23 protein-coding genes are annotated in these 26136 nt (G+C 67.2%); 11 read left to right on the forward strand and 12 right to left on the reverse strand.

From position 1 onward, the window contains the following. Positions 1-13 precede the first annotated feature (13 nt). The 8 genes from guaA to M8A51_RS16535 all read left to right on the forward strand — a co-directional run bounded on the left by guaA (position 14) and on the right by M8A51_RS16535 (position 9203). A complete protein-coding gene (gene guaA, locus M8A51_RS16500) occupies positions 14-1597 on the forward strand; it encodes a glutamine-hydrolyzing GMP synthase (protein ID WP_251779611.1) in 1584 nt (527 codons plus the stop codon). A 120-nt stretch (positions 1598-1717) separates the two neighbouring features. Beyond that, complete coding sequence (locus tag M8A51_RS16505) at positions 1718-1942, forward strand: hypothetical protein (RefSeq protein WP_251779612.1); 225 nt, start codon at positions 1718-1720, stop codon at positions 1940-1942. 10 nt (positions 1943-1952) lie between these two features. After that, positions 1953-2543, forward strand: a complete 591-nt coding sequence (gene tadA / locus M8A51_RS16510) for a tRNA adenosine(34) deaminase TadA (RefSeq protein WP_251779613.1) — start codon at positions 1953-1955, stop codon at positions 2541-2543. Continuing rightward, positions 2540-3475: an LD-carboxypeptidase gene (locus tag M8A51_RS16515; protein WP_251779614.1), complete on the forward strand. Its 936-nt coding sequence runs from the start codon at positions 2540-2542 to the stop codon at positions 3473-3475. Before tadA ends, M8A51_RS16515 begins: the two co-directional genes overlap by 4 nt. Positions 3476-3513: 38 nt before the next feature. Beyond that, positions 3514-5343, forward strand: coding sequence for an extracellular solute-binding protein (locus M8A51_RS16520; RefSeq protein WP_251779615.1), 1830 nt, complete (start codon positions 3514-3516; stop codon positions 5341-5343). Positions 5344-5362: 19 nt separating this feature from the next. Further along, positions 5363-6403, forward strand: coding sequence for a microcin C ABC transporter permease YejB (locus M8A51_RS16525; RefSeq protein ID WP_251779616.1), 1041 nt, complete (start codon positions 5363-5365; stop codon positions 6401-6403). Between the two features lie 8 nt (positions 6404-6411). Then, positions 6412-7587, forward strand: coding sequence for an ABC transporter permease (locus tag M8A51_RS16530; RefSeq protein ID WP_251779617.1), 1176 nt, complete (start codon positions 6412-6414; stop codon positions 7585-7587). Then, a complete protein-coding gene (locus tag M8A51_RS16535) occupies positions 7584-9203 on the forward strand; it encodes an ABC transporter ATP-binding protein (protein WP_251779618.1) in 1620 nt (539 codons plus the stop codon). Before M8A51_RS16530 ends, M8A51_RS16535 begins: the two co-directional genes overlap by 4 nt. Here the strand turns inward: M8A51_RS16535 and M8A51_RS16540 are convergent. The 3 genes from M8A51_RS16540 to lexA all read right to left on the reverse strand — a co-directional run bounded on the left by M8A51_RS16540 (position 9189) and on the right by lexA (position 11442). Next, positions 9189-10181 carry a hypothetical protein gene (locus M8A51_RS16540; protein ID WP_251779619.1) on the reverse strand — a complete coding sequence of 331 codons (993 nt, stop codon included), beginning with the start codon at positions 10179-10181 and terminating at the stop codon, positions 9189-9191. The genes M8A51_RS16535 and M8A51_RS16540 overlap by 15 nt on opposite strands. Positions 10182-10340: 159 nt before the next feature. Then, entirely contained in the window at positions 10341-10706 is a 366-nt protein-coding gene (locus M8A51_RS16545) for a helix-hairpin-helix domain-containing protein (protein ID WP_251779620.1), read from the reverse strand. Positions 10707-10755: 49 nt separating this feature from the next. Continuing rightward, positions 10756-11442: a transcriptional repressor LexA gene (gene lexA / locus M8A51_RS16550; RefSeq protein ID WP_251779743.1), complete on the reverse strand. Its 687-nt coding sequence runs from the start codon at positions 11440-11442 to the stop codon at positions 10756-10758. A 107-nt stretch (positions 11443-11549) separates the two neighbouring features. Here lexA and M8A51_RS16555 point away from each other — a divergent pair, with 107 nt between their 5' ends. Beyond that, a complete protein-coding gene (locus M8A51_RS16555) occupies positions 11550-12491 on the forward strand; it encodes an asparaginase (protein WP_251779621.1) in 942 nt (313 codons plus the stop codon). Positions 12492-12509: 18 nt separating this feature from the next. Here the strand turns inward: M8A51_RS16555 and M8A51_RS16560 are convergent, their stop codons facing one another. The 9 genes from M8A51_RS16560 to queF all read right to left on the reverse strand — a co-directional run bounded on the left by M8A51_RS16560 (position 12510) and on the right by queF (position 21298). Continuing rightward, on the reverse strand, positions 12510-12935 hold the full coding sequence (locus M8A51_RS16560; protein WP_251779622.1) for an organic hydroperoxide resistance protein: 426 nt from the start codon (positions 12933-12935) through the stop codon (positions 12510-12512). 75 nt (positions 12936-13010) lie between these two features. Next, on the reverse strand, positions 13011-13523 hold the full coding sequence (locus M8A51_RS16565) for a MarR family winged helix-turn-helix transcriptional regulator (RefSeq protein WP_251779623.1): 513 nt from the start codon (positions 13521-13523) through the stop codon (positions 13011-13013). A 72-nt stretch (positions 13524-13595) separates the two neighbouring features. Next, positions 13596-15512 carry an ABC-F family ATP-binding cassette domain-containing protein gene (locus tag M8A51_RS16570; RefSeq protein WP_251779624.1) on the reverse strand — a complete coding sequence of 639 codons (1917 nt, stop codon included), beginning with the start codon at positions 15510-15512 and terminating at the stop codon, positions 13596-13598. After that, the gene (gene prmB, locus M8A51_RS16575; RefSeq protein ID WP_251779625.1) at positions 15509-16384 is read right to left on the reverse strand and encodes a 50S ribosomal protein L3 N(5)-glutamine methyltransferase; all 876 of its coding nucleotides are present in this window, start codon (positions 16382-16384) and stop codon (positions 15509-15511) included. The genes M8A51_RS16570 and prmB overlap by 4 nt, the downstream gene beginning before the upstream one ends. Then, a complete protein-coding gene (gene dapE / locus M8A51_RS16580) occupies positions 16381-17535 on the reverse strand; it encodes a succinyl-diaminopimelate desuccinylase (RefSeq protein WP_251779626.1) in 1155 nt (384 codons plus the stop codon). The genes prmB and dapE overlap by 4 nt, the downstream gene beginning before the upstream one ends. Before the next feature lie 16 nt (positions 17536-17551). Then, a complete protein-coding gene (locus tag M8A51_RS16585; RefSeq protein ID WP_251779627.1) occupies positions 17552-18769 on the reverse strand; it encodes a PilT/PilU family type 4a pilus ATPase in 1218 nt (405 codons plus the stop codon). A gap of 46 nt (positions 18770-18815) precedes the next feature. Next, positions 18816-19637 (reverse strand): 2,3,4,5-tetrahydropyridine-2,6-dicarboxylate N-succinyltransferase, encoded by an 822-nt coding sequence (gene dapD, locus M8A51_RS16590; RefSeq protein WP_251779744.1) that lies wholly within the window; start codon positions 19635-19637, stop codon positions 18816-18818. Positions 19638-19648: 11 nt separating this feature from the next. Then, positions 19649-20851, reverse strand: a complete 1203-nt coding sequence (dapC, locus tag M8A51_RS16595) for a succinyldiaminopimelate transaminase (RefSeq protein WP_251779628.1) — start codon at positions 20849-20851, stop codon at positions 19649-19651. Between the two features lie 15 nt (positions 20852-20866). Beyond that, the gene (queF, locus tag M8A51_RS16600) at positions 20867-21298 is read right to left on the reverse strand and encodes a preQ(1) synthase (RefSeq protein ID WP_251779629.1); all 432 of its coding nucleotides are present in this window, start codon (positions 21296-21298) and stop codon (positions 20867-20869) included. Between the two features lie 238 nt (positions 21299-21536). Between queF and smc the strand changes: the two genes are divergently transcribed. Continuing rightward, positions 21537-25052 (forward strand): chromosome segregation protein SMC, encoded by a 3516-nt coding sequence (gene smc / locus M8A51_RS16605; RefSeq protein ID WP_251779630.1) that lies wholly within the window; start codon positions 21537-21539, stop codon positions 25050-25052. Then, positions 25049-26128: a cell division protein FtsZ gene (locus tag M8A51_RS16610; protein ID WP_251779631.1), complete on the forward strand. Its 1080-nt coding sequence runs from the start codon at positions 25049-25051 to the stop codon at positions 26126-26128. Before smc ends, M8A51_RS16610 begins: the two co-directional genes overlap by 4 nt. The last annotated feature ends 8 nt before the right edge of the window (positions 26129-26136 follow it).

Raw genomic sequence — 26136 nt, forward strand, 5'->3', positions numbered from 1 at the left:
ACAGGCTCCGACCGTGCACGACAAGATCCTCATCCTCGATTTCGGCTCCCAGGTCACCCAGCTCATCGCCCGCCGGGTGCGCGAGGCCCACGTCTATTGCGAGATCCATCCGAACGACGTGAGTGCCGCTTTTATCCGTGAGTTCCAGCCCAAGGGTGTGATCCTGTCCGGCAGCCATGCCAGCACCTACGAGTCGCACGAACTGCGCGCGCCGCAGGTGGTGTTCGAGCTCGGCGTGCCGGTGCTCGGCATCTGCTACGGCATGCAGACGATGGCCGAGCAGCTCGGCGGCAAGGTCGAGTGGAGCGACCACCGCGAGTTCGGCTATGCCGAGGTGCGAGCGCACGGCCACACCAAGCTGCTGGAGGCGATCGAGGATTTCTCCACCGCCGAAGGCCACGGCATGCTGAAGGTCTGGATGAGCCACGGCGACAAGGTGACCGGCCTGCCCCCGGGCTTCAAGCTGATGGCGTCGACGCCGTCTTGCCCGATCGCCGGCATGGCGGACGAGGCGCGCCACTTCTATGCGGTGCAGTTCCACCCGGAAGTGACGCACACGCTGAAGGGCCGCGACATGCTGAACCGCTTCGTGCTGCAGATCTGCGCGGCCCGGCCGGACTGGGTCATGGGCGACTACATCGCCGAAGCGGTGGCCAGGATCCGTGAGCAGGTCGGCGACGAGGAGGTGATCCTCGGCTTGTCCGGCGGCGTCGATTCCAGCGTGGCGGCAGCGCTGATCCACCGCGCCATCGGCGACCAGCTCACCTGCGTGTTCGTCGACCACGGCCTGTTGAGGCTGGACGAAGGCCGCATGGTGATGGAGATGTTCGGCCGCAACCTCGGCGTCAAGGTGGTGCAGGTGGATGCCAGCGAGCAGTTCATGGGCCACCTGAAAGGCTTGTCGGACCCGGAAGCCAAGCGCAAGATCATCGGGCGCGAGTTTGTCGAGGTGTTCCAGGCCGAGGCCAAGAAGCTCACGCGTGCGCAGTGGCTGGCCCAGGGCACGATCTATCCCGACGTGATCGAGTCGGCTGGTGCCAAGACCGGCAAGGCGACCACCATCAAGAGCCACCACAACGTCGGCGGCCTGCCCGAAACGCTGGGCCTGAAGCTGCTGGAGCCGCTGCGCGAGCTGTTCAAGGACGAGGTGCGCGAGCTGGGCGTCGCGCTCGGCCTGCCGCACGAAATGGTCTACCGCCACCCGTTCCCCGGCCCGGGCCTGGGCGTGCGCATCCTCGGCGAAGTGAAGCGCGAATACGCCGACCTGCTGCGCCGTGCCGACGCGATCTTCATCGAGGAGCTGCGCAACACCGTCGACAGCGCCAGCGGGAAGAGCTGGTACGACTTGACGAGCCAGGCTTTCGCGGTGTTCCTGCCGGTCAAGAGCGTCGGCGTGATGGGCGATGGCCGCACCTACGACTACGTCGTTGCGCTGCGCGCCGTGCAGACCAGCGACTTCATGACGGCGGACTGGGCCGAGCTGCCGTACAGCCTGCTCAAGCGCACGTCGAGCCGCATCATCAACGAGGTGCGCGGCATCAACCGGGTGACCTACGACGTCTCGTCGAAACCGCCGGCGACGATCGAGTGGGAGTGAACCGTTTGTCGCGGTAGCGCAGTGCCGTCGACCGAAGGCGGGCACCGCGCGACCTGTGGCGGGGCAGGGGAAGCACGGGCGTGCTACAACACCGCGTTCCGTGCCCCCCAGGAGCTTCGCATGCGTGCCGTATTCAGTCTTGCAGCGCTGCTGATCGTGCTGGCCGTGATCGGCGTGCTGATCAAGCAGCAGCTGTCGGCGGCGAAAGTGCCGGTGGTATCCGCCGCCGAGGACGGCGCGGCCGGCACTCAGCGTGAACAGGTGCAGCAACAGTTGCGGCAGTTCAAGAGCGACCTGAACCAGTCGCTGCAGCAGGGCGCCTCGCGCAACCAGGCCATCGATTGATACCCGACGCATGAGCGATATCCTCCCGTCCGACGAATACGCGATGCGCATCGCGCTGGACCAGGCCCAGAACGCCTGGCTGATTGGCGAGGTGCCCGTCGGCGCGGTCATCATGCGCGACGGCAAGGTGATCGCGACCGGCTACAACCGGCCGATCACCGAGCACGATCCGACGGCACACGCCGAGATCGTCGCGCTCCGGCACGCCGCGCAACTGCTCAGCAACTATCGCCTGCCGGAGTGCGAGCTCTACGTGACGCTGGAACCTTGCGCGATGTGCGCGATGGCGCTGATGCATGCGCGCTTCAAGCGAGTCGTGTTCGGCGCCCACGATCCCAAGACCGGCGCGGCGGGCTCGGTGCTCGACCTGTTCGCCCAGCAGCGTCTGAACCATCACACCGAGGTGGTCGGCGGCGTGCTGGCCGACCCCTGCGGCAACCTGCTGCGCGAGTTCTTTGCCGAGCGCCGCGCGATGCACCGCAACCGGCGTGCCGGCACCACCGCGCCCTTGTTCGAGGAAACGGGCAACGCGGAGCTGCCCGACGAACCCATACCCACCGGCGACGCCGTGGAGCTGAACGACCCGGAGAACGACGTTTGAGCGCGCATCACTCTCACGACCATGAACATGACCATGGCCCGCAGCCGACGTCGCTGACGCTGTACTCGCCGGCTGGCGTGCTGCTGAAGGCCGCAGTGCTGCGGCGTGCCGCGAAGCGGCTGGCGGCGCATGGTTTCGAGGTGCACATCGACGAAGCCGCGTTGCTCAAGCACCAGCGCTTTTCCGGCGACGACGAGGCGCGCCTGGAGGCGCTGCACCGGGTCGCGCGCAGCGGCACGTCGATCGCGATGGCAGCACGCGGTGGCTATGGCCTGACGCGCCTGCTCGACCGCATCGACTACCGACTGCTGCACCAGAGCACCGAGCGCGGCATGCGGTGGGTCGGTCACAGCGATTGCACCGTGCTGCAGCTGGCGATGCTGGCGCACCACAAGAGCGTGAGCTATGCCGGCCCGATGGGCGCGTTCGATTTCGGCGGTGACGCGGTCGACGAGGTGACCGAGGCCTGCTTCCTGGAGGCCATGCGCGGCGAACTGGAGGCTGTCGGTTTCCGCACCGAGGCTGGCTTCGACGGGCTGGACGTGAAAGGCAGCCTGTGGGGCGGCAACCTGTGGATGGTGACCTCGCTGCTCGGCACGCCGCACATGCCCAAGGTCAAGGGCGGCATCTTGTTCCTCGAAGACGTCAACGAGCACCCTTACCGCATCGAGCGCAACCTGCTGCACCTGCACCAGGCCGGCGTGCTCGACGCGCAGAAGGCCATCGTGCTGGGCCGCTTCACCGAGTACAAGAAATCGCCGAACGACCGAGGCTACGCGCTGAAGAGCGCGGTGGAGCACATCCGCAGCGTGACGCGCACACCGGTGCTCACCGGGCTGCCGTTCGGTCATGTGCCGACCAAGGTGACGCTGCCGGTCGGGGCGAAGGCGCAACTGGTGGTGCAGGGCCGAGACGTGCTGATCGCCTGGTAGCTTTTGCGGACCGCGGCGTATCGTGCAGAATCGCCCGCATGACCGGTGTTCTGGCAAGAACCATCCTCTGTGCGGCGATCGCCTTCGGTGCACCCGCCGCCTGGGCCGCGCACGCCTACGCCCAGTTTGGTGACATCAAGTACCCGGCGGGTTTCGCGCACTTCGACTACGCCAACCCCGACGCCCCCAAGGGCGGGGAAATCGTGCTGGTGCCACCCACGCGCATCAGCAACTTCGACAAGTACAACCCGTTCACCCTCAAGGGCACCGCCCCGCCCGGGCTCAGCGGGCTGGTGTTCGAATCGCTGCTGACGGGCACCCTCGACGAACCGACCACGGCTTACGGGCTGCTGGCCGAGGACATCGAGGTGGCACCGGACCGGCAAAGCGCGACCTTCCGCTTGCATCCGCTGGCCCGCTTCCAGAACGGCGACCCGGTGCTGGCCGCGGACGTCAAGCACTCGTTCGACACCTTGATGAGCAAGCAGGCGGCGCCGCAATACCGGGTGTACTTCGGCGACATCGCCGGCGCCACGGTGCTGGGCGAGCGTACCGTGCGCTTCGACTTCAAGCACGACAGCGCCGAACTGCCCTTGCTGATCGGGGGTGGGCTGCCGGTATTCAGCCGCAAGTGGGGCATCGAGGGCGGGCGGCTGAAGCCCTTCGACCAGGTGGTGATGGACAAGCCCATCGCTTCCGGACCGTACAAGATCGGGCGGGTCAATTTCGGCCGCGACATCACCTACGTGCGCGACCCGAACTACTGGGCCCGAGATCTCGGCGTGCGGCGCGGGCTCTTCAACTTCGACCGCGTGACCTACAAGGTCTACGCCGATGACAAAGTGCGGCTCGAAGCGTTCAAGGCGGGCGAGTTCGATTTCATCCAGGCCTTCATCGCCAAGGAGTGGGCGCGGGAATACCAGGGCAAGAAGTTCGACTCCGGCGAACTCGTCAAGCGTGAGTTCGAGCATGGCAATGCCGGGGACTTCCAGGGTTTCCTGTTCAACACGCGTCGCGAGAAGTTCAAGGACGCCCGGGTGCGCGAGGCCATCGGCCTGGCGATGGATTTCGAATGGATGAACCGGCAGTTGTTTTACAACGCCTACACGCGCATGAGGGGCTACTTTGTCGCCAGCGACTTCGAGGCCAAGGGCATGCCGACGCCCGAGGAGCAGCGTTTGCTGGAGCCGTTGCGCAAGCATTTGGCCGACGAGGTCTTCACGCAGCCGGTGCCGTTGCCGCCCAGCACCGACGGCCCGGGCGGCTTGCGCGCCAATCTGCGGCGTGCCAAGGCCTTGCTGGAGGCCGCCGGATGGGCCTATCGCGACGGTGCGCTGCGCAACGCGAAGGGTGTGCCGCTGGAGATCGAGTTTCTCGACAACCAGGGGTCGATGGCACGTGTCGTCACGCCGTTCATGCAAAACCTCGAGAAGCTCGGCATCCGGCCGAACTACAAGGTGGTCGACTTCGCGCTGCTGCAAAAGCGGCAGGACGTGTTCGACTTCGACATCGTCAGCGTGCGCATGCTGGGCAGCGAGGCGCCGGGCGCCGAGCTGATGACGAGGTTCAGCTCCGAGGCGGCGGACACCGAAGGCTCGAGCAATTTCATCGGCGTCAAGAGTCCGGCGGTGGACGCGCTGCTGCGCAAGGCGGTGTCGGCCAGGACGCGGGACGATCTGGTGCCTGCGCTGCGCGCGCTCGATCGGGTCTTGCGGCATGGTCACTACGTGGTGCCTGCGTGGTATTCCAGCCGGCATCGGGTGGCGTACCGCGGGGGGCGTTTCGTGCTGCCGTCGAAAATTCCACGCTACTACGAGCCCGAAGGCTGGGCGCTCGCCACCTGGTGGGCGGATCCCCGCAACCGTTGAACCGAGAAAGCTGCCGGACATGTGGGCCTACATCCTCAAGCGCCTGTTGCTGATGGTCCCGACCCTGCTCGGCGTGCTGCTGCTGACCTTCGTCGTGATCCAGTTCGTGCCCGGCGGCCCGGTGGAACAGATGGTGGCGCAGCTGCAGGGGCGCGACACCGGCGGCGAAGGTGCGGTGGCGCGCGGGGCCGGCTACCGTGGGCGCCAAGGCGTCGATGCCGCGCAGGTCGAGGAGATCAAGCGGCTGTACGGCTTCGACAAGCCCGCTCACGAGCGCTTCGCGCAGATGCTCGGAGCCTATGCGCGCTTCGACCTCGGCAAGAGCTTCTTCCACCACAAGGACGTCTGGGAGCTTGTGAAGGAGAAGCTGCCGGTGTCGATCAGCCTCGGGTTGTGGACATTCTTCCTGAGCTATCTGATCTCGATCCCGCTGGGCATCGCGAAAGCGGTGCGCGCCGGTTCGCGCTTCGATGCACTGACCAGCCTCGTCGTGCTGGTCGGCTATGCCATCCCGGGTTTCGTGCTCGGCGTGGCGCTGCTGGTGCTGTTCGCCGGTGGCAGTTTCGTGCAGTGGTTTCCGCTGCGCGACCTGACCTCGCCGAACTGGGAACAGCTCAGCCTGTGGGGCAAGGTGGTCGACTACCTCTGGCACATCACCCTGCCGGTGACAGCGAGCGTGCTCGGCAGCTTCGCGGTCATCACGATGCTCACCAAGAACGCCTTTCTCGAGGAGATCCGCAAGCAGTACGTGCTGACGGCGCGCGCCAAGGGCCTGGGCGAGCGCAAGGTGCTGTGGAAGCACGTGTTCCGCAACGCGTTGATCCCGATCGTGACCGGGTTCCCGTCGGCCTTCATCGGCGCATTCTTTGCCAGTTCGCTGCTGATCGAGACGCTGTTCTCGCTCGACGGGCTGGGGCGGCTGGGCTACGAGTCGGTGATTCGCCGTGACTACCCCGTGGTGCTGGGCACCCTGTACCTCTTCACGCTGATCGGCCTGGTCACCAAGCTGATCTCCGACCTGTGCTACGTCTGGGTCGACCCGCGCGTCAAATTCGATTGAACACCGGTATGGCAAGCGCTACACAGTCCGGCTCCGCTCCTGCCCCCTCGCTGTCGCCCAGCCGCCGTGCATGGCGGCGCTTCAAGGCCAACCGACTGGGCTACTGGAGCCTGCTGGTGTTCTGCACGCTGGTGGTGATCAGCGTGTTCGCCGAGCTGATCAGCAACGACAAGCCGCTGGTGGCTCGCTATGACGGGCACTGGTACGTCCCCATCGTGCACAACGTACCGGAAACGACCTTCGGCGGCGACTTCGACACGCCGACCGACTACCTCGACCCCTACATCGTCGAGCAGTTCAAGAAGGACGACAACTTCGCCGTCTATCCCCTCAACCGCTACCACCACCGCACCATCAACTACTTCGCCAAGGTGCCCAACCCGGCGCCTCCGTCGCGCGACAACTGGCTGGGGACCGACGACCGGGGGCGCGACCTGTTCGCCCGGCTGCTGTACGGCTTCCGGATCTCGGTGCTGTTCGCGCTCGCGCTCACCGTGATCGGCGTGGTGCTGGGCGTTGCGGCGGGCGCCGTCCAGGGCTTCTACGGCGGGCGCACCGATCTGGCGTTTCAGCGTTTCATCGAAATCTGGGGTTCGATGCCCGAGCTGTACCTGCTGATCATCTTCGCCGCGGTATTCGACCCGAGCATCGGCTTGCTGCTCGTGCTGCTCAGCCTGTTCGGCTGGATGGGGCTGTCGGATTACGTGCGCGCCGAGTTCCTGCGCAACCGGCAACTCGACTACGTCCGGTCGGCGCGCGCGCTCGGCTTGTCGAATTCCCAGATCATCTGGCGCCATCTGCTGCCGAACAGCCTGACGCCGGTGGTGACTTTTCTGCCGTTTCGCATGAGTGCCGCCATCCTGGCTCTCACGTCGCTCGACTTCCTCGGGCTGGGCGTGCCCGAGGGCACCCCCAGCCTGGGCGAGCTGCTGTCGCAGGGCAAGAACAACCTCGACGCCTGGTGGATCTCGCTGTCGACCTTCGTCGTGCTGGTCGGCACCTTGCTGTTGCTGACCTTCATGGGGGACGCCTTGCGCAATGCACTCGACCCGCGCATACCGGACGACCCGAAGGCGGCGCGGCGCCGCAAGAAGGGGGTGCTGCCACCGGCCGCCGAGGTGGCCTTGAAAGGCACACCGTCGCCGGGCAGCCTGCCGGCCTCCACGTCGGAGACTTCGTCATGAGCGCGCCGGTGCTGCTCGACGTGCAAGGGCTGACCGTGGCTTTCGACGGCAAGCCGGTCGTGCACGGCATCGACCTGCAAGTGAAGGCGGGCGAGAAGCTGGCGCTGGTGGGCGAGTCGGGTTCGGGCAAGACGGTCAGCGCGCTGTCGCTGTTGCGGCTGCTGGCCGACGCCGAAGTCGATGGAACCGCCTGGCTGCGCGATGCGGGCCGCAGCGGCGAGCAGGGCAGCGGCCGCGACCTGCTGTCGCTGTCCGAGCGCGAACTGCGCGGCGTGCGAGGCCACGACGTGGCCATGATCTTCCAGGAGCCGATGACGGCGCTGAACCCGCTGTACCCGGTGGGCGACCAGATCGCCGAGGCCGTGCAGCTGAAGCAGGGTCTCGGCCGGGCTGCCTCGTGGCAGCGTGCGGTGCAACTGCTGGCGGACACCGGCATCCCGGAACCCGAGCGTCGCGCGCGGTCCTTTCCGCACCAGCTGTCCGGCGGCCAGCGGCAGCGCGCGATGATCGCGATGGCGCTGGCCGGTGAGCCTCGCCTGCTGCTGGCCGACGAGCCCACGACGGCGCTGGACGTCACGGTGCGGCAGCAGATCCTCGACCTGTTGTCCGAACTGCAAGGCCGCATCGGCATGGCGGTGCTGATGATCACCCATGACCTGAACCTGGTGCGCCGCTTTGCCGACCGGGTGGCCGTGATGGAGCGCGGGCACGTGGTCGAGCAGGGCCCGGTGGCCGAGGTCTTCGCGTCGCCGCAGCACGAGTACACACGCAGGCTGCTCGACAGCGTGCCGGAACGCGACGTGGCCGAGCGCCCGGCCGGGACACAAGCGCCGGTGCTGCGTGCGAGCGATCTCGTGGTGAGCTATCCGGTGCCTTTGCGGGGCGTACGAGGGTGGTTCCGCCAGGGCAGGTTCGACGCCGTCAAGGGCGTCAACCTCGAATTGCACCCTGGCCGCACATTGGGCGTGATCGGCGAGTCGGGTTCGGGCAAGTCGACACTCGCACTGGCCGCGCTGGGCCTGTTGCGCAGCGAAGGCCGGCTCGAGGTCGACGGCCGCGGCTGGCAGCACACCCAACGTGCCGACCGCCCCTTGCGCCGCCATATGCAGGTGGTGTTCCAGGACCCGTTTTCATCGCTGTCACCGCGCATGACGGTGGAGGAGCTCGTCGGTGAAGGCTTGTCGGTGCATGCACCGACGCTGGATCCAGCGGCGCGGCGCGAGAAGGTGCTGGCTGCATTGGCCGACGTCGGGTTGACCGAAGCGCAGTTTCCCGGTCTGCTGGCGCGCTATCCGCACGAGTTCTCGGGCGGCCAAAGACAGCGCCTGGCGATCGCACGGGCATTGATCGTCGAGCCAAGCCTGCTCGTGCTCGACGAGCCGACCAGCGCGCTCGACGTGACGATCCAGAAGCAGGTGCTGAAGCTGTTGCAGCGCTTGCAACGCGAGCATGGCTTGGCGTATTTGCTGATCACCCACGACGTACAGGTCGTGCGCGCGATGGCGCACGACGTGATCGTGATGAAAGACGGGCAAGTGCTCGAGCAGGGCGCCGCCGCCGAAGTGCTCGCGCAGCCGCAACACCCCTACACGCGCACCCTTTTAGCTGCGGCCTGACTCATGACCGGCGGTGCCGGTTGATGCTGCACGATAGGCGGGCAGGGTGGACTCCGCGAGGTGCTCGATCTCGGCCAACCGGTCGAGTTCGGCACACACTTCGACGAAGGAGCCGCTGAGCAGGGCGCGTCGGTGATCCTGGGGGTCGCGCACGACACGCAGATGACGCGCAGGTGCCGTGCCCAATGCAGGCACCCGCACCGTCGGCGCCGCCATGCCGGAGCGCCGATGCACCCGAACTTCCCATTGGCGCCCTTTGCCAGCGATCAGGCACACGCGCAGGTCGGCTTCGCTGTCGTCCCAGCTGGCAATCCACGGCCGCACCGCGAACACCAGCGTCTGACGACGGCGCGCCACACGCTTCAGTTCGCGCAACTGCGTGGCCCCCAGGTCCGACAGCCAGACGGCCAGCACCCCTCCCAGGCCCTTCTTCAGCCAGTCCAGCGCATCGGACAGCGCAGAGGCGGGACTGCGAAACTCTGCCTCAGGGCCCACGGCCGCGTCAGGATCGACCGCCGGGCCGTTCAGCGCGTCGGGCTCGTTGAACAGCAGTCGATCGAGGGTGTCGATGCTGCTGCCAGCCGCGGGCGCCGCGATCACGCCGAAGCGCTGCTGTCGCGACGCGGTGGCCACGAGCGCCGGTGCCAGCAGCGCCAACTCGGGGTGCCCCGGTTGCGGCGCGAGCACTTCGACGACCCCGTGCTGCGGCCAGCCGCCACCGGGCAGGGCGGCGTCGAGCACCGGGAAGCCGCTGGGCAGCACGGCCCGGTCTGCCGCGGGTTCGAACCAGCCGAGCTGGTCGCACAACCGGCTCCACCACGGTGCGCGACGGGCCGCGTGGGTGTCGGCCCTCGACGGGCTCTGAGGCACGTCGAAGCGGTCGTCTTCCAGCGGATCGTTGGAAGCTGAAGCAGCAAGCGGGGACGCCACCGGGGGAAAGCGAAAATCACCTACGGGCGTGCAGAAGGCATGGGCCATGTCCGTCTCCGAAAATCAAGTAACAACAATGACGTTCGGCAGGATTTGCTCGTTTGGAAGGCCGGCGGCGGTGAACGCCGCAGCTTCCGGCTGCGCTGCGGGGATGCATGAGCCGAGGGCCCATGAACGCCCGCCACCCGCAGGGCAGCCCGTGAAGAATCAACCGCTCGGCGTGACAGGACGCGACGGTGTGCGGCGAACATCGGGCGCCGCGTCGCCGCCCTCCGGACGGCCTTGCCCGTACAGCAGCTTGCGCTGCGCGGTGTAGTGCCACCACGGTGCGGCCGGCGCCCCCCGCATGAAGTCGATGGCAGCCATGAAGGTGTCGAGCACGCAGGGGTCGTGACGCTGGCCGGTCTTGGCGCACAGCTCCTGGTACAGCACGAAGGCGTCGCGGCCGATCAGGTCGCGCGGGGCCTGAATGCCGATCAGCTGCAGGTCGTCTGCCAGTGCCGAGCCGATGTTGGGAATCAGCTCCAGCGAGGCCCCGGGCTGCAGGCAGTCGCGATGGTGTTGCGCTTTCACGGGCGGCGGCACGAAGGCGGGCAAGGCGGTCGCGAGGTGTATCACGGCATCACATCAGCGGCGTGTTGCGGATGAGGCCGACAGCGATGCCTTCGAGTTCGAATTCCTGGCCCGGCTCGACGATGAGGGTCTTGAACGCGGGGTTTTCGGCGATCAGCTCGATCGTGTTGCCGGTGCGGCGAAAACGCTTGACGGTGACGTCGTCGCCCAGGCGCGCGACGACCACCTGACCGTTCCTGGCTTCCTTGGCGCGCTGCACGGCGAGCAGGTCGCCGTCGAGGATGCCGGCGTCGCGCATGCTCATGCCGCGCACCTTCAGCAGGTAATCGGGTTGGCGCTGGAACATGCCGGCCTCGACGTGGTAGGTCTGGTCGATGTGTTCCTGCGCGAGGATGGGGCTGCCGGCGGCAACCCGGCCCACGAGCGGCAATGCCAGTTGCGCCAGGCTGGGCAGCGGCAGTGAAAACTGCTTGCCGAGGCCCACACGACGCGACTCATTGAGCGTGCGCAGTGTGTCAGACTTCAGCCGGATGCCGCGAGACGTACCGCCGACCAGCTCGATGACCCCCTTGCGCGCCAGGGCCTGCAGGTGCTCTTCGGCCGCATTGGCGGACCGGAAACCGAGCTCGGCGGCGATCTCGGCCCGCGTCGGCGGCGCACCGGTGCGCTCGATCGCGCTCTGGATCAGATCCAGGATCTGCTGCTGGCGGGCGGTGAGTTTGGGGCTCTCGGGCAGTTGATGATCCACAGGCACCTCACGGTGAAATCGGCCGGGAAATCGACGCCGGGCACAACCACTGTGCAGGCATCCAGTACCTGTATTTTTATCCAGCTTCTAGAAAAATGCAAAGCACTGACGACAACATCGTGATCCTGGGCACGGGCGGCACGATCGCCGGCACGGCGGCCGACCCGCACGACAACGTGGGCTACCGGGCTGCGCAGGTGGGTGTCGAGGCACTGGTGGCCGCCGTGCCGCAACTGGCAGGGCTGTCGCTGCAAACCGAGCAGGTCGCGCAGGTGGACAGCAAGGACATGACGCACGAGGTCTGGCAGGCTCTGGCGTTGCGCGTCGACCACCATCTGCACCGCAGCGACGTGCGAGGCATCGTGATCACCCACGGCACCGACACCCTGGAGGAGACCGCGTATTTCCTGCAGCGGGTGCTGGCACCGACCAAGCCGGTGGTTTTTGCGGCAGCGATGCGGCCCGCCAGCTCGCTGCGCCCGGACGGCCCGCAAAACCTGCTCGACGCCGTGCGAGTGGCGAGCGAAGCCGGCGCGCGCGGCGTCGTGGCGGTGCTGGCTGGCGAGGTGCACGGCGCAGCCGAAGTGCGCAAGGCTCACACCTACCGGACCGATGCGTTCAGCTCGGGCGATGAGGGTCCGCTGGCCTATGTCGAGGAGGGACGGCTTCGGGTGCTGCGGGCGTGGCCGGAGGGCGAAGCGTTCGGCACGGATGGCCTGACCCGCGCGCCGAGCGCATGGCCGCGCGTCGAGATCGTCACCAGTCACGCCGGTTCGGATGGGCGCTGGGTCGCGGCACTGGCCGCGCTGGGGGCGCAGGGCGTGGTCGTGGCCGCTTCAGGCAACGGCAGCGTGCACCAGCAGCTGGAGGCCGAATTGTTGAAGCTGCAGGCGGCCGGCATCCGGGTCTTGCGCTCGACGCGCTGCGCCAGCGGCCCGGTGCTGACGACCGGCAGCGCAGTGCTGCCGTCGGCCGGTCTGCTGACGCCGGTCAAGGCGCGCGTCGAGCTGATGCTGCAACTGATGGCCGCGGGTTGACACCCGCCGCCGCGTGCGTCAGATCACGCTGAGGCGCACGTCGATGTTGCCGCGGGTGGCGTTGGAATACGGGCACACCTTGTGGGCCGCGTCGACCAGCGCCTGCGCGTCGCTGCGCTCCCAGCCGGGCAGCGACACGGCGAGGTCGACTTCGATGCCGAAGCCGGCCGGGATCGGCCCGATGCCGACCTTGCCGGTCACGGTCGCGTCCGCCGGCAGCGCCTTCTTCTGCTGCATGGCGACGAACTTCATGGCCCCCATGAAGCAGGCCGAGTAGCCGGCGGCGAACAGCTGCTCGGGGTTGGTCGCGGCGCCGCCCGCCCCGCCGAGTTCCTTGGGCGTGGTCAGCTTGACGTCGAGCACGCCGTCGGACGAGATCGCGCGGCCGTCGCGGCCCCCGGTGGCGGTGGCTTGGGCTTGATAAAGGACTTTGTCGAGTGCCATGCAGTTCTCCTGGTTGCGGGTGGTTGATTGCGAAAAATAAAATTGTGTGCAAGTAAAAAGGCGGCGCAGTGCGACTCAAGCCGCCTTGCGCCGTCCCCGGACGGACGGTTCCACTGCGTGCAGGGACAGGCGCTGGCGCAAGCCGTGCAGACGTTGACGCAGCTCGGTCACTTCGTCGAGGGTGCATTGCGTCGCGCAGGAAACGTCCTGCGGCACCGAGATCGCGCTGCGGCGCAGCTTGCGGCCTTCGGCCGTGAGGGCGACGACCACGCGGCGCTCGTCTTCCTTGGCGCGCTCGCGCGTGAGCCAGCCGGCGGCTTCCATGCGCTTGAGCAGCGGAGTCAGCGTGCCGGAGTCGAGGAACAGCCGTTCGCCGAGGTCGCCGACGGTCAGGGCATCCTGCTCCCACAGCACCAGCATCACGAGGTACTGCGGGTAGGTGAGGCCCAGGCGGTCGAGCAGCGGCTTGTAGAGCTTGGTCATCGCCAGCGAAGTCGAATACAGCGCGAAGCACAGCTGGTTGTCCAGACGCAGCATGGCGTCTTCGACGTCGACCGGCAGGGAGGGGCGTGTATGGCGCGGTGGCATGAGGTGAAATATAGCTAAAAATTAAATTGTGTGCAAGTTAATTTTTGGCCTTGGAAGCAAGGCGTAGCGATGTCATGCGCTCAGTTGGTCGATCTGCTCCGACAACTCGAGCCAGCGCAGCTCCAGCGTTTCGGTCTCGTCGCCGATCGCCTTCAGCCGCTTGCCGTGCTCGGCCAGTTGCGGCGGCGTCAACGTACCGGAGGCCAGCGCCTCTTCCACCGTGCTCTTCTCGCTGCCAAGTGCCGCCAGGCGCTGGTCGATCTGGGCCAGTTCTTTTTTCAATGGCCGGGCCTGCTCGGCCAGGCGCTGCCGCTCCTGCGCCTGGGCCTTGCGTTCTTCGCGCCGGTTGGCGGTGGGTACACCACCGTCCTTGGGGCCGGGCGACGACGCGGCCTCACGCTGCAGCTTGGCCTGGTCGAGCAGCCAGCGTTGGTAGTCGTCCAGGTCGCCGTCGAAGGGTTGCACGGCGCCGCCTGCGACCAGCCAGAACTCGTCGCACACCTCGCGCAGCAGTGCGCGGTCGTGGCTGACCAGCATGACCGTGCCTTCGAACTCGTTGAGCGCCATGCTGAGCGCTTCGCGGGTGGTCAGGTCGAGGTGGTTGGTCGGTTCGTCGAGCAGCAGCAGGTTGGGGCGCTGCCACACCAGCATCGCCAGCACCAGGCGTGCTTTCTCGCCACCGCTCATCGTGCCGACCGCCTGGCTCGCCATGTCGCCGACGAAGCGGAAACTGCCGAGAAAGTCGCGCAGCTCCTGCTCGCGTGCCTGCGGGCTGATCTCCTTCGCGAGCCGGATCATGTGCTGCAGCGGCGACTCGTCCGGGCGCAGCACGTCCATCTCCTGCTGGGCGAAGTAGCCGATCGCGAGGCCCTTGCCTTCGGTGATCTGCCCGGCCAGGGGGGGCTGCATGCGCGCAATGGTCTTGACCAGCGTCGACTTGCCCTGGCCGTTGGCGCCGAGGATGCCGATGCGCTGGCCGGCCAGCACCGAGCGCTGCACGTTGCGCACGATCACCGTGTCGCCGTAGCCGCAGGCGACGTCCTTCAACGCGAGCATCGGATTCGGCAGGCTCTCGGGCTCGCGGAATTCGAAAGTGAAGTCGGCGCTGGTCAACACAGGCGCCAGCTTCTCCATCCGCTCCAGCGCCTTCACGCGGCTTTGCGCCTGCTTGGCCTTGGTGGCCTTGGCCTTGAAGCGGTCGATGAAGCGCTGCAGGTGCGCCATGCGTTCCTGCTGCCGTTCGTAGGCGGCCTGCTGCTGCAGCATGCGCTCGGCACGCATCGCCTCGAAAGCCGTGTAATTGCCGGTGTAGCGGGTCAGCTGCGCGTCTTCCAGGTGCAGCGTCACCCGCGTGATGGCGTCGAGGAATTCGCGGTCGTGGCTGATCACCAGCATCGTGCCCTCGAAGCGCTTGAGCCAGCTTTCCAGCCACACCAGCGCGTCGAGGTCGAGGTGGTTGGTCGGTTCGTCGAGCAGCAGCAGGTCGGCGGGACACATCAGCGCACGCGCCAGCTGCAGCCGCATGCGCCAGCCGCCGGAGAAGCTGTCGACCGGCCGGTCCAGCTGGTCGGGCTTGAAGCCCAGCCCCATCAGCAGGGCCTGAGCGCGCGCACGGGCGTCGAAGCCACCGGCCTCCTCGATGCGCTGGTGGGCCTCGGCAATCGCGTGCCCGTCGCCGCTCGCCTCGGCCTGTGCCAGCGCAGCCTGCGCCTCGATCAGCGGCGCATCGCCCTGCAGTACGAAATCGGTCGCGCTGTCGCGCGTTTCGGGCATCGACTGAGCGACTTCCGCGATGCGCCAGCGCGCGGGCAGCTCGACATCCCCGGCGTCGGCATGCAAGGTGCCGGTCAACAGCGCAAAGAGCGACGACTTGCCGGCGCCGTTGCGTCCGACCAGGCCGACCTTTTCGCCGGGGTGCAGCGTGACGCTCGCGCCTTCGAGCACGACCTTGGCGCCGCGGCGCAGTGTGAGGTTCTTCAGGACAATCATGCCGGCCCTTGCTCCACGAGAGCGGTGCGCGTGACGAGCAGCACCTGGTCTGCGCCGGCGCTGGTGTCCATCCAGACGACTTCGAGTCGCGGGAAGGCCGCCTCGAAATGTGCGCGTTCGTTGCCGATCTCGAGCACCAGCACGGCGTCTTCGGTCATGCACCGCGGCGCGTCGCGCAGCAGCGTTCGCACGAGGTCCATGCCGTCTTGTCCGCCGGCCAACGCGAGTGTCGGCTCGGCCCGGTACTCCGGGGGCAGCGCGGCCATCGAGGCGCTGTTCACGTACGGCGGGTTGCAGAGGATGAGGTCGTAGGGCGCGTCCACCTGCGACAACAGATCGCTTTGCAACAGTCGCACGCGCGGGCCGAGGCCGTGCTTGTCGATGTTGATGCGCGCCACCGCGAGTGCGTCGTCGGAGAGGTCGGCCGCATCGACTTCGACCTCGGGGTAGGCCATGGCGGCCAGCACGGCGAGGCTGCCGTTGCCGGTGCACAGGTCCAGGACCCGCCTGGTGCGGTCGGACAGCCATGGATCGATGCTGCCGTCGGCGAGCAGCTCGGCGATGAAGGAACGCGGCACGATCGCGCGCTCGTCGACGTAGAACGGCACGCCCTGCAGCCAGGCCTCGCGTGTCAGGTAGGCGGCGGGCTTGCGGGTGGCGATGCGCTGGTCGATCAGTGCGTCGACCTTGCTCTGCGCTTCGGTCGACACTGCCCGGTCGGCCACGCTGTCGAGGTCGTCCAGCGGCAGCCCGAGCGCCCACAACGCCAGCCAGGCGGCCTCGTCGAAGGCGTTGACGGTGCCATGCCCAAACGAAACGCCCGCCTGTTGGAGGCGGGCGCTGCAGCGCTCGATGAGTTCGATGACGGTCATGTGGCGATCAGGCGTTCCAGTGTCTTGCGGTAGATGTTCTTCAGCGGTTCGATGAAGGCCACGTCGACGTGCTCGTCGATCTTGTGGATGGTCGCATTCGGCGGACCGAACTCGATCACCTGCGAGCAGATCTTCGCAATGAAGCGCCCGTCCGAGGTGCCGCCGGTGGTCGACAGCGCGGGCTTCAGTTGCACTTCGCTCTCGATGGCCGCGGACAACGCCTGGCTCAGCTCTCCCGGCGCGGTCAGGAAGGGCTGACCGCCGAGCGTCCATTGCAGGTCATAGCCAAGGCCGTGTCGGTCCAGCACCTCGTGCACCCGGGTCTTCAGCGACTCGGGCGTCGACTCGGTGCAGTAGCGGAAGTTGAAGTCGACGACCAGTTCGCCGGGAATCACGTTGGTGGCGCCGGTGCCGGCGTGGACATTCGACACCTGCCACGAGGTGGGCGGGAAGAATTCGTTGCCGCGATCCCATTCGACGGCCGCCAGCTCCGCCAGTGCCGGCGCCGCCAGGTGGATCGGGTTGCGCGCCAGCTGCGGGTAGGCGATGTGCCCCTGTACCCCCTTGACGACCAGCCGGCCCGACAGCGAGCCGCGGCGGCCGTTCTTGATCATGTCGCCGAGTGTCTCGACCGACGTCGGTTCACCGACGACGCAGTAGTCGAGCCGCTCGCCGCGCTGTTGCAGCGCTTCGCACACCTTGACCGTGCCGTCGAGGGCGGGGCCTTCCTCGTCGCTGGTGATCAGCAGCGCGATCGAACCGGCGTGGTCGGCGTTCGTCATCACGAATTCCTCGACGGCCACCACCATGGCGGCGATCGAGGTCTTCATGTCGGAGGTGCCGCGGCCGTAGAGCTTGCCGTCGCGGTGGGTCGGCACGAAAGGGTCGCTGTGCCACTGTTCGACCGGGCCGGTGGGCACCACGTCGGTGTGACCGGCGAAGACCAGCGTGCGGCCGGCCGCGCCGGCCCGGCCGGTGCGCTTGGCCCACAGGTTGGTCACACGAAACTCGGGCGGCCCGCTTTCGATGCTTTCGCAGTCGAAGCCGACCGCGCGCAGCCGGTCGGCGATCAGCGCCTGACATCCGACGTCGTGCGGTGTGACGGACGGGCGGGAAACCAGTTCTTCGACGAGACGCAGCGTTGCGGTCATTCGGAGCGTGATGGCACTAGCGGTTGATGGTGCCGAACCCGGTGGTCCCGAACCCGGTGGTGCCGAAGCCGCTGCCGCGGTCGTCGGTGCGCACGTCCAGCGTGATCTCGGTGAAGGAGGGTCCGTCCTCGACCTCTTCCTTCTTCGGCGTGGCCTTCGACTGGCCGGTGGTCTCGTTCTGCAGGCGCCACATCAGGTTGGTCGGCGAGTCAGCGTAGGTCAGGCCTTCCTCGCGGGTCACGCGGCCTTCGTTGATGAGCCGGGCGATGTCGGCCTCGAAGGTCTGCGAGCCTTCGGCCATCGACTTCTCGACCGCTTCCTTGACGCCCGAGAAGTCGCCTTTCTCGATCAGCTCGGCGACCAGCTTGGTGTTCAGCAGCACCTCCACGGCGGGGATGCGCCCGCCGGTGACCGAGCGCAGCAGCCGCTGCGAGACGATGGCCTTGAGGCCGGAGGCCAGGTCGGACATCAGCGCAGGCCGTGCCTCGGGCGTGTAGAAGGACAGAATCCGCCCCATCGAGTGGTAGCTGTTGTTCGCGTGCATGGTCGCGAGCACCAGGTGGCCCGACAAGGCATACGACAGCGCGGCGGTCATCGTCTCGCGGTCGCGGATCTCACCGATCAGGATGCAGTCCGGTGCCTGCCGCAGCGCGTTCTTCAGGCCGATCTGCAGCGACTGGGTGTCGCGGCCGACTTCGCGCTGGTTGATCACCGACTTCTTGTTCGAGAACAGGAACTCGATCGGGTCCTCGATCGTCAGGATGTGGCCCGCCACCTGCTGGTTGCGGTGTTCCAGCATGGCGGCCAGCGTCGTGCTCTTGCCGGTACCGGTGGCGCCGACCATCAGGATCAGGCCGCGCTTTTCCATCACCAGGTTGGTGAGGATGTCGGGCACGTTGAGCGACTCGAGGGTCGGGATGTCGCTCGGGATGCAACGGAACACGGCCGCGATCGACCCGCGCTGCTTGAACGCGCTCAGCCGGTAGCTCGCCACGTTGGGCAGCACCAGGCCGATGTTCAGCTCACCGGTGTCGTCGAGTTCTTCCAGCTGCGTCGGCGTCAGCAGTTCGGCCAGCAACTGGCGCGGCTGCTGCGGCGTCAGCGGCTGGTCGCTGACCTGAAGGATCTGCCCGTGGATCTTGATGAGGATCGGCGTCTTCGCAGAGAGGTAGACGTCCGAGGCCTTCTTCTCGGCCATCAGCCGCAGCACCCGCTCCATGTTGCCACTGCTCATCGCGATCCCCTCTGTTGCGCTGTTGGTGTGTGCTGCCGGCGGGCCCTCAGGCGCGCAGCAGGTCGTTGATGCTGGTCTTGGAGCGCGTCTGCGCATCCACCCGCTTGACGATCACGGCGCAGTACAGGTTGTACTTGCCACCGGCTTTCGGCAGGCTGCCGCTCACGATCACCGAGCCGCTCGGCACGCGGCCGTAGGTAATCTCGTCGGTTTCGCGGTTGTAGATCGGTGTGCTCTGGCCCAGGTACACGCCCATGCCGAGCACCGAGTTCTCCTCGACGATCACGCCTTCGACCACTTCCGAGCGCGCACCGATGAAGCAGTTGTCCTCGATGATGGTCGGGTTGGCCTGCAGCGGCTCCAGCACACCGCCGATGCCGACACCGCCGGACAAATGCACGTTCTTGCCGATCTGCGCGCACGAGCCCACGGTGGCCCAGGTGTCGACCATCGCGCCTTCGTCGACGTAGGCGCCGATGTTCACGTAAGACGGCATCAGCACGACGTTCTTCGCGATATAGCTGCCGCGGCGGGCGACGGCCGGGGGCACGACGCGCACACCGGTGGCGCGCATTTCCTCGTCGCTCAGGTGAGCGAACTTGGTGGGCACCTTGTCGAAGAAGCCGAGGTCGCCGGCACGCATGGCCACGTTGTCGTTGAGGCGAAAGCTCAGCAGCACCGCTTTCTTGACCCACTGGTGCACCGCCCAGGCGCCGTCGATCTTCTCGGCCACGCGCACACGGCCCTTGTTCAGGTCGGCGATGACCTGCTCGACGGCTGCACGCACGTCGGCCGAGGCGGCTGCAGCAGACAGCGTGGCGCGGTCTTCCCACGCCTGGTTGATGAGGGCTTCGAGTTGTTGGGTCATGGTCATGGAACTCAGGAAAGGGATCGGACGTAGGCCACGATGCGCTCGGCGGCTTCGACGCATTCGTCGACTTCGGCCACCAGCGCCATACGGATGCGGCTGGCACCCGGGTTGATGCCGTGCGCCTCGCGCGCAAGATAGCTGCCGGGCAGGACCGCCACATTGTATTGAGCGAGCAGGCCGCGGGCGAAGTCGGTGTCGGCGCCCGGCACTTTCGCCCACAGGTAGAAGCCGGCGTCCGGCAGGGCCACGTCCATCACTTCGGTGAGCATAGGGGTGACGCGCGCGAACTTGCTGCGGTATTTCTCACGGTTGTCGATGACATGCCGCTCGTCGTTCCACGCCGCGATGCTGGCCTGCTGCACCACCGGGCTCATCGCGCTGCCGTGATAGGTGCGGTAGAGCAGGAACGGCCTGATCAGTTGTGCGTCGCCCGCCACGAAACCGGAGCGCATGCCCGGCACATTGGAGCGCTTGGACAGGCTGGTCAGCGAGATCAGGTTGCGGAAATCGGTGCGGCCGAGCTTGAGGGCGGCTTCCAGGCCGCCGAGCGGCGCGACGTCGCGGAAATAGATCTCGGAATAGCACTCGTCGGAGGCGATCACGAAGCCGTGGCGGTCGCTCAGTTCGAACAGCCGCTGCCATTCGTCCAGCGGCATCACGGCGCCGGTCGGATTGCCGGGCGAGCAGACGTACAGCAGCTGCGTCGCGGCCCAGGTCGACTCCGGAATGCTCGACAGGTCGGGCGCGAAGTTGCGTGCCGGGTCGCTGTTGGCGTAGGCCACGCGGGCGCCGGCCAGCAGGGCCGCGCCTTCGTAGATCTGATAGAACGGGTTGGGGCAGACGACCACCGGCCCGCCGGCATTGCGGTGCTGTGTCGGGTCGATCACGGTCTGCGCCAGCGCGAACAGCGCCTCGCGGGAGCCGTTGACCGGCAGCACCTGGGTCGCGGGATTCAGCTGCACGCCATAGCGGCGCTGAACCCAAGCGCACATGGCTTCGCGCAGCTTCGGGTCACCGGCGGTGGCGGGGTAGCTCGCCAGCCCGCCAAGCGCGTCAGTGAGAGCCTGTTGGATGAACGCCGGCGTCGGATGCTTGGGCTCGCCGATGCCCAGGCTGATCGGTCGGTACGCCGGGTTGGGCGGGATGTCCTTCGTCAGCTCGCGCAGCCGCTCGAAGGGATAGGGCTGTAGCCTGGAAAGCAGGGGATTCATGGGCGCACGCCGCTTTCAGCCGAGCAGGCCGGTCTCGCTGCCGTGCCGGGGCAGCTCGACGCGCGGTTGCGGTTTCCAGCCCTTCTTGCGATGTTCGGCCACCACGTTGGTATAGATGCCGCCGCGTACATACCACTTGGCGGTGATGCGGATGAAGCGCGGGTCGACCGCCTTGACGATGTCGTCGAGGATGTCGTTGGTCACCTTCTCGTGGAAAGCCCCCTCGTTGCGAAAGCTCCACATGTACATCTTCAGGCTCTTCAGCTCGACGCACAGCTTGTCGGCGATGTAGTCGATCGTGAAGTGGGCGAAGTCGGGTTGGCCGGTCAGCGGGCAGTGGCAGGTGAACTCGGGCACCTGGAACTGGATCACGTAGTCGCGCTCGCGCGCCGGGTTCGGGAACACGTGCAGTTCCTTCGACGGCGCCGAAGGCGGGTTGGGCGGCATTTCGCGCTGCCTGGCGGCGGCGGGAGCCTGAGCAGACGCCGATTTCGGCGCAGTTTTCGACGCGGTCTTGGGCATGGCGGCAGCGTAGGTCTGGACACAGTTCAGCGGAGGGGCGGATGGTATCATCCCGCCTCGATCGAAGCTCGCCGGAACGCGAGATTCCTTAAGCAAATCAAGCACTTAAACGAGGGTGGCTGCGCTGTCGGAAGCGCATGCGACCCCGCGCGGTTCCCTGCCCATGCGTCTGAACTCGATCAAGCTGTCCGGCTTCAAGTCCTTTGCCGAGCCGACCCACTTCCAGTTGCCGGGGCAACTCGTCGGCGTCGTTGGCCCCAACGGTTGCGGCAAATCCAACATCATGGACGCGGTGCGCTGGGTGCTGGGCGAATCGAAGGCCTCGGAACTGCGCGGCGAGTCGATGCAGGACGTGATCTTCAACGGCTCCGGCAACCGCAAGCCGTCCAGCCGCGCCAGCGTCGAGCTGATCTTCAGCAACGAGGACGCCCGCGCCGGCGGCCAGTGGAACCAGTTCGCCGAGATCGCCGTGAAACGCGTGCTGACGCGCGACGGCACCTCCAGTTACTTCATCAACAACCAGCCGGTGCGGCGGCGCGACGTGCAGGACGTGTTCCTCGGCACCGGCCTGGGGCCGCGCGCCTACGCGATCATCGGCCAGGGCACGATCAGCCGCATCATCGAATCCAAGCCCGAGGAACTGCGCATGTTCCTCGAGGAAGCCGCCGGCGTCTCGAAGTACAAGGAGCGCCGCCGCGAGACCGAGAACCGGCTGAAGGACACGCGCGAGAACCTGACCCGTGTCGAGGACATCCTGCGCGAATTGAACGCCAACCTCGAGAAGCTGGAGAAGCAGGCTGAAGTCGCGTCGCAGTACCGCAACTTGCAGGAACAGGGCACCCTGAAGCTGCACCAGCTGTGGTTTCTGAAGCACCGCGATGCCGCCAGCGAGCAGGAGCGCGTCAAGAAGGACGTGCTGGAAGCCACCAACGCGCTCGAGTCGCGCCTGGCCGAGTTGCGCCACGTCGAGGCCGAACTCGAGACGGTGCGCCAGGCGCATTACACCGCCAGCGACGAGCTGCATGCCGCCCAGGGGCTGCTCGCCGAGGCGAGCCTGGAAGTGAGCCGGCTCGAAGAGCGCATCCGCTATGTCGTCGAAGGCCGCCAGCGCGTCGAGCAGCGGCTCACCGAGCTGAAGGTCCAGAGCGAGCAGTGGGCTGAGCGCCGGGCCGACGCTCAGAACGAACTTGAAACCATCGCCGAGCAGATCGCGATGGCCGAGGAGCAGGCGGAGATCCTGGCGGCGCAGGCCGAGGAGCAGTCGTCCAACCTGCCGGGCTACGAAGACACCGTGCGGGCCGCGGCCCAGCGCGCCAACGAGCAGCGCAACTCGGTCGCCGGCGTGCAGCAGCAGATCCACCTGCTGGCGGCCGAGTCTCGCAACGTCGAGGAACAGTCGCGCCAGCTGACGTTGCGCCGCGAGCGCCTGGCCGCCGAGGTCAAGGGCCTGGCCGCCCCGGACGAATCCCGGCTGTCCGATCTCAGCCGGCAGAACGAGCAGGCGGCGCAAGCCCGGGCGATCGCCGAGGAACGCCTGCACGAGCTGACCGAGCAGGTGCCGCAGCGCGACGAGGACCGCCGCGCCAAGCAGGAGCTCGTCAACACCGAATCGGCCCGGCAGGCCGATCTGGCGGCACGCCTGGAAGCGCTGCGTGCGCTGCAGGAGAAGGTGCAGACCGAAGGCAAGCTGAAGCCCTGGCTGGCGAAGCACGGCCTCGAAGGCCTGCAGGGCCTGTGGACCAAGGTTCACATCGAGGCGGGCTGGGAAACCGCGCTGGAATCGGCGCTGCGCGAACGCATGAGTGCGCTGGAGGTCGGCCGCGTCGAGACGGTGCGCGCCTTCGCGAACGATGCGCCGCCGGCCAAACTGGCGTTCTACACCCTGCCGGCCGCGGCGATCAGCAACACGCACCATACGCTGTCGCGCCTGTCGGACTTGCTGCGCTTGGGAGACGCCGGCCTGAAGGCGCTGCTGAACGACTGGCTCGAAGGCGTCTACACCGCGTCGTCGCTCGACGAGGCGCTGGCCGAACGCAACAAGCTCACGCACGGCGAGATCATCATGACCCGCGAAGGGCATGCGGTGTCGCAGTTCGCGGTGGCCTTCTACGCGCCCGATTCCGAGCAGGCGGGCATGCTGGCGCGTGCCCAGGAAATCGAGAACCTCGAGCGCCAGGTGCGCGCGCAGGCCCTGATCGCTGAGGATTCACGCTCCGCATTGGTGCGTGCGGAAGCGGCGTACACCGATGCATCGCAACGCCTGGTGACCGCGCGCCGCGAAGCGGCCGAGCTGCAAAGCCGCGCCCATCAGCTGCAGGTCGAGGTGCTGCGGCTGACGCAGCAGGCCGAACAGACCAGCAGCCGGCGCGGCCAGATCGAAGGCGAGCTGGCCGAGATCGATGGTCAGCTTGAAGAACTGAACGAACGCCGCGCCACCGGCGAGGCACGCTTCGAGGAGCTGGACATGGCGCTCGCCAACGAGCAGGAACGCCATGCCGAACTGGAAGAGGCCGTGATCGAGGCCGAGCGCAAGCTCAACGAAGCGCGCGAACAGCTGCGCTCGCTGGAGCGCGAAGCCCAGGAAGCGCAGTTCTCGGCACGTGCCCTGGCCGCGCGCCGCGGCGAATTGCAGCGCTCGATCGAGACCGCTGTGCAGCAGATCCAGGTCAACGAGCAGACAGCGGTGCAGCTGCAGTCCGAGCTCGACAGCTTCAACGATGCGGCGGCGCAGGCAGGTCTGCAAGAAGCGCTGGCGCTGAAGCTCGAGCGCGAATCGGCGCTGGCCAACAAGCGCAGCGAGTACGACGACCTGTCGACGAAGCTGCGCCGCGCCGAAGAACAGCGCATGGAGTTCGAGCGCAGCCTGCAGCCGCTGCGCGACCGCATCACGAAACTGCAGCTCGAGGAGCAGGCGGCGTCGCTGGGCGGCGCCCAGTTCATGGAGCAGCTGACCCAGGCCGAAGTCGACCTCGAAGCGCTGGCGAAGACGATCGAAGACGGCCACGTCAAGCTCTATGGCCTGCAAGGCGAGATCGATCGCGTCAACCGCGAGATCAACGCGCTGGGCGCGGTGAACCTGGCCGCGCTGGACGAGCTGACGTCGGCCCGCGAACGCAAGACCTTCCTCGATGCCCAGTCGGCGGACCTGAACGACGCCATCACCACGCTGGAAGACGCGATCCACAAGATCGACCTCGAAACCCGCGATCTGCTGAAGAAGACCTTCGACTTCGTCAACGAGCACTTCGGCAAGATGTTCCCCAGCCTGTTCGGCGGCGGCACGGCCAAGCTGGTGATGACCGGCGACGAGATCCTCGATTCCGGTGTGCAGGTGATGGCGCAGCCGCCGGGCAAGAAGAACAGCACGATCCACCTGCTGTCGGGCGGCGAAAAGGCGCTGACGGCGATTGCCCTGGTGTTCGCGATGTTCCAGCTCAACCCGGCGCCGTTCTGCCTGCTCGACGAAGTGGACGCACCGCTCGATGACGCCAACACCGAGCGCTATGCCAACCTGGTACGCAGCATGTCCAAGGGCACCCAGTTCCTGTTCATCTCGCACAACAAGATCGCGATGGAGATGGCCGAACAGCTGATCGGCGTGACCATGCAGGAACAGGGCGTGTCGCGCATCGTGGCGGTCGACATGGAAGCGGCCATGGTCATGGCGGAGGCAGCGTGAGCAGTCTGCAGGCGGCGTTGGCGATCGTCGGGGGGCTGGTGCTGGCCGGTGTCGTGGCGCACAGCGCATGGCAGGCGCGCAAGGCGGGCGTGCGCGTGGCGGACCGGCGCCCGCTGCCCAGGACCGAGCCGGCGCGGCATGTCGAGCCGACCTTCGGCGAGCCCGCGCCGGCCAGCGAGAGCGGTGCGGAGGGCGAAGCCCTGCCGTCGGTGCCGCCACTGGTCAACCCCTTGCCGCCGATGCGTCGTCATCCCGGGCTGCGCCTCGACCCGTTGATCGATGCGATGGCGACGCTGACAACGGACGTGGCCGTCAGCGGCGAGAACGTGCTGGCCCATCTGCCGCCGACGCGTCGTGCCGGCAGCAAGCCGTTCTTCATCGAAGGCTTGAGCGAGGCAACCTCTGAATGGGAGTCGCCGCAGCCGGGTCACAGCTACCGCGAGTTCCAGGCCGGCGTGCAGCTGGCCAACCGTACCGGCGCCCTCAACGAGATCGAGTATTCCGAGTTCGTCCAGAAGGTGCAGGGCTTTGCCGATGCGCTCGGCGCCGCGGTCGACTTCCCCGACATGCTGGACGTGGTCGGCCGTGCACGGGAACTGGACCAGTTCGCGAGTCAGCACGATGCGCAGCTGGCCTGCCATCTGCATGCGCGCGGCGCCGCCTGGGCGGTGTCGTATCTGCAGCAGCACGCCGGCCGGCATGGGTTCGTGCCTGGCGTGGTGCCAGGGCGCCTGGTGCTGCCGGCCCGCGAGGAAGGCTCGCCGCCGGTGCTGAGCCTGCAGTTCGATTCGCAGGCTGCCTTTGCGGAAGACCCCAACCTGGCCGCGGTACGCGACGTGACGCTGTCCTTCGACGTGCCGCAGACGGCACCGGGCGAGGAGCCCTTCCAGGCTTGGCAGGCCAGCGCACAGGCGCTGGCGCTCGGCATGGAGGCCGTGGTCGTCGACGACAACGGCCAGTCCCTCACGCCGGCGGCGTTCGACTCGATCGGCCAGGCGCTGCAGCAGCTCTATCGCACGCTCGACGAACGCGGACTGGCGGCGGGTTCGGCAGCGGCGCGCCGGCTTTTCAGCTGACACCCGTC

The sequence above is a fragment of the Caldimonas mangrovi genome (genome assembly GCF_023721835.1).
Classification (GTDB): domain Bacteria; phylum Pseudomonadota; class Gammaproteobacteria; order Burkholderiales; family Burkholderiaceae_C; genus Caldimonas; species Caldimonas mangrovi.

Excerpts from the sequence above, each read along its gene's own strand:
- M8A51_RS16525 (WP_251779616.1), top strand. The coding sequence starts at position 5,363 with ATGTGGGCCTACATCCTCAAGCGCCTGTTGCTGATGGTCCCGACCCTG.
- M8A51_RS16555 (WP_251779621.1), top strand. The coding sequence starts at position 11,550 with ATGCAAAGCACTGACGACAACATCGTGATCCTGGGCACGGGCGGCACG.
- dapC (WP_251779628.1), bottom strand. The coding sequence starts at position 20,851 with ATGAATCCCCTGCTTTCCAGGCTACAGCCCTATCCCTTCGAGCGGCTG.
- queF (WP_251779629.1), bottom strand. The coding sequence starts at position 21,298 with ATGCCGCCCAACCCGCCTTCGGCGCCGTCGAAGGAACTGCACGTGTTC.
- M8A51_RS16565 (WP_251779623.1), bottom strand. The coding sequence starts at position 13,523 with ATGCCACCGCGCCATACACGCCCCTCCCTGCCGGTCGACGTCGAAGAC.
- M8A51_RS16530 (WP_251779617.1), top strand. The coding sequence starts at position 6,412 with ATGGCAAGCGCTACACAGTCCGGCTCCGCTCCTGCCCCCTCGCTGTCG.
- dapE (WP_251779626.1), bottom strand. The coding sequence starts at position 17,535 with ATGACCGCAACGCTGCGTCTCGTCGAAGAACTGGTTTCCCGCCCGTCC.
- M8A51_RS16535 (WP_251779618.1), top strand. The coding sequence starts at position 7,584 with ATGAGCGCGCCGGTGCTGCTCGACGTGCAAGGGCTGACCGTGGCTTTC.
- M8A51_RS16570 (WP_251779624.1), bottom strand. The coding sequence starts at position 15,512 with ATGATTGTCCTGAAGAACCTCACACTGCGCCGCGGCGCCAAGGTCGTG.
- tadA (WP_251779613.1), top strand. The coding sequence starts at position 1,953 with ATGAGCGATATCCTCCCGTCCGACGAATACGCGATGCGCATCGCGCTG.
- dapD (WP_251779744.1), bottom strand. The coding sequence starts at position 19,637 with ATGACCCAACAACTCGAAGCCCTCATCAACCAGGCGTGGGAAGACCGC.
- M8A51_RS16585 (WP_251779627.1), bottom strand. The coding sequence starts at position 18,769 with ATGAGCAGTGGCAACATGGAGCGGGTGCTGCGGCTGATGGCCGAGAAG.
- M8A51_RS16520 (WP_251779615.1), top strand. The coding sequence starts at position 3,514 with ATGACCGGTGTTCTGGCAAGAACCATCCTCTGTGCGGCGATCGCCTTC.
- M8A51_RS16540 (WP_251779619.1), bottom strand. The coding sequence starts at position 10,181 with ATGGCCCATGCCTTCTGCACGCCCGTAGGTGATTTTCGCTTTCCCCCG.
- smc (WP_251779630.1), top strand. The coding sequence starts at position 21,537 with ATGCGTCTGAACTCGATCAAGCTGTCCGGCTTCAAGTCCTTTGCCGAG.
- prmB (WP_251779625.1), bottom strand. The coding sequence starts at position 16,384 with ATGACCGTCATCGAACTCATCGAGCGCTGCAGCGCCCGCCTCCAACAG.
- M8A51_RS16505 (WP_251779612.1), top strand. The coding sequence starts at position 1,718 with ATGCGTGCCGTATTCAGTCTTGCAGCGCTGCTGATCGTGCTGGCCGTG.
- M8A51_RS16560 (WP_251779622.1), bottom strand. The coding sequence starts at position 12,935 with ATGGCACTCGACAAAGTCCTTTATCAAGCCCAAGCCACCGCCACCGGG.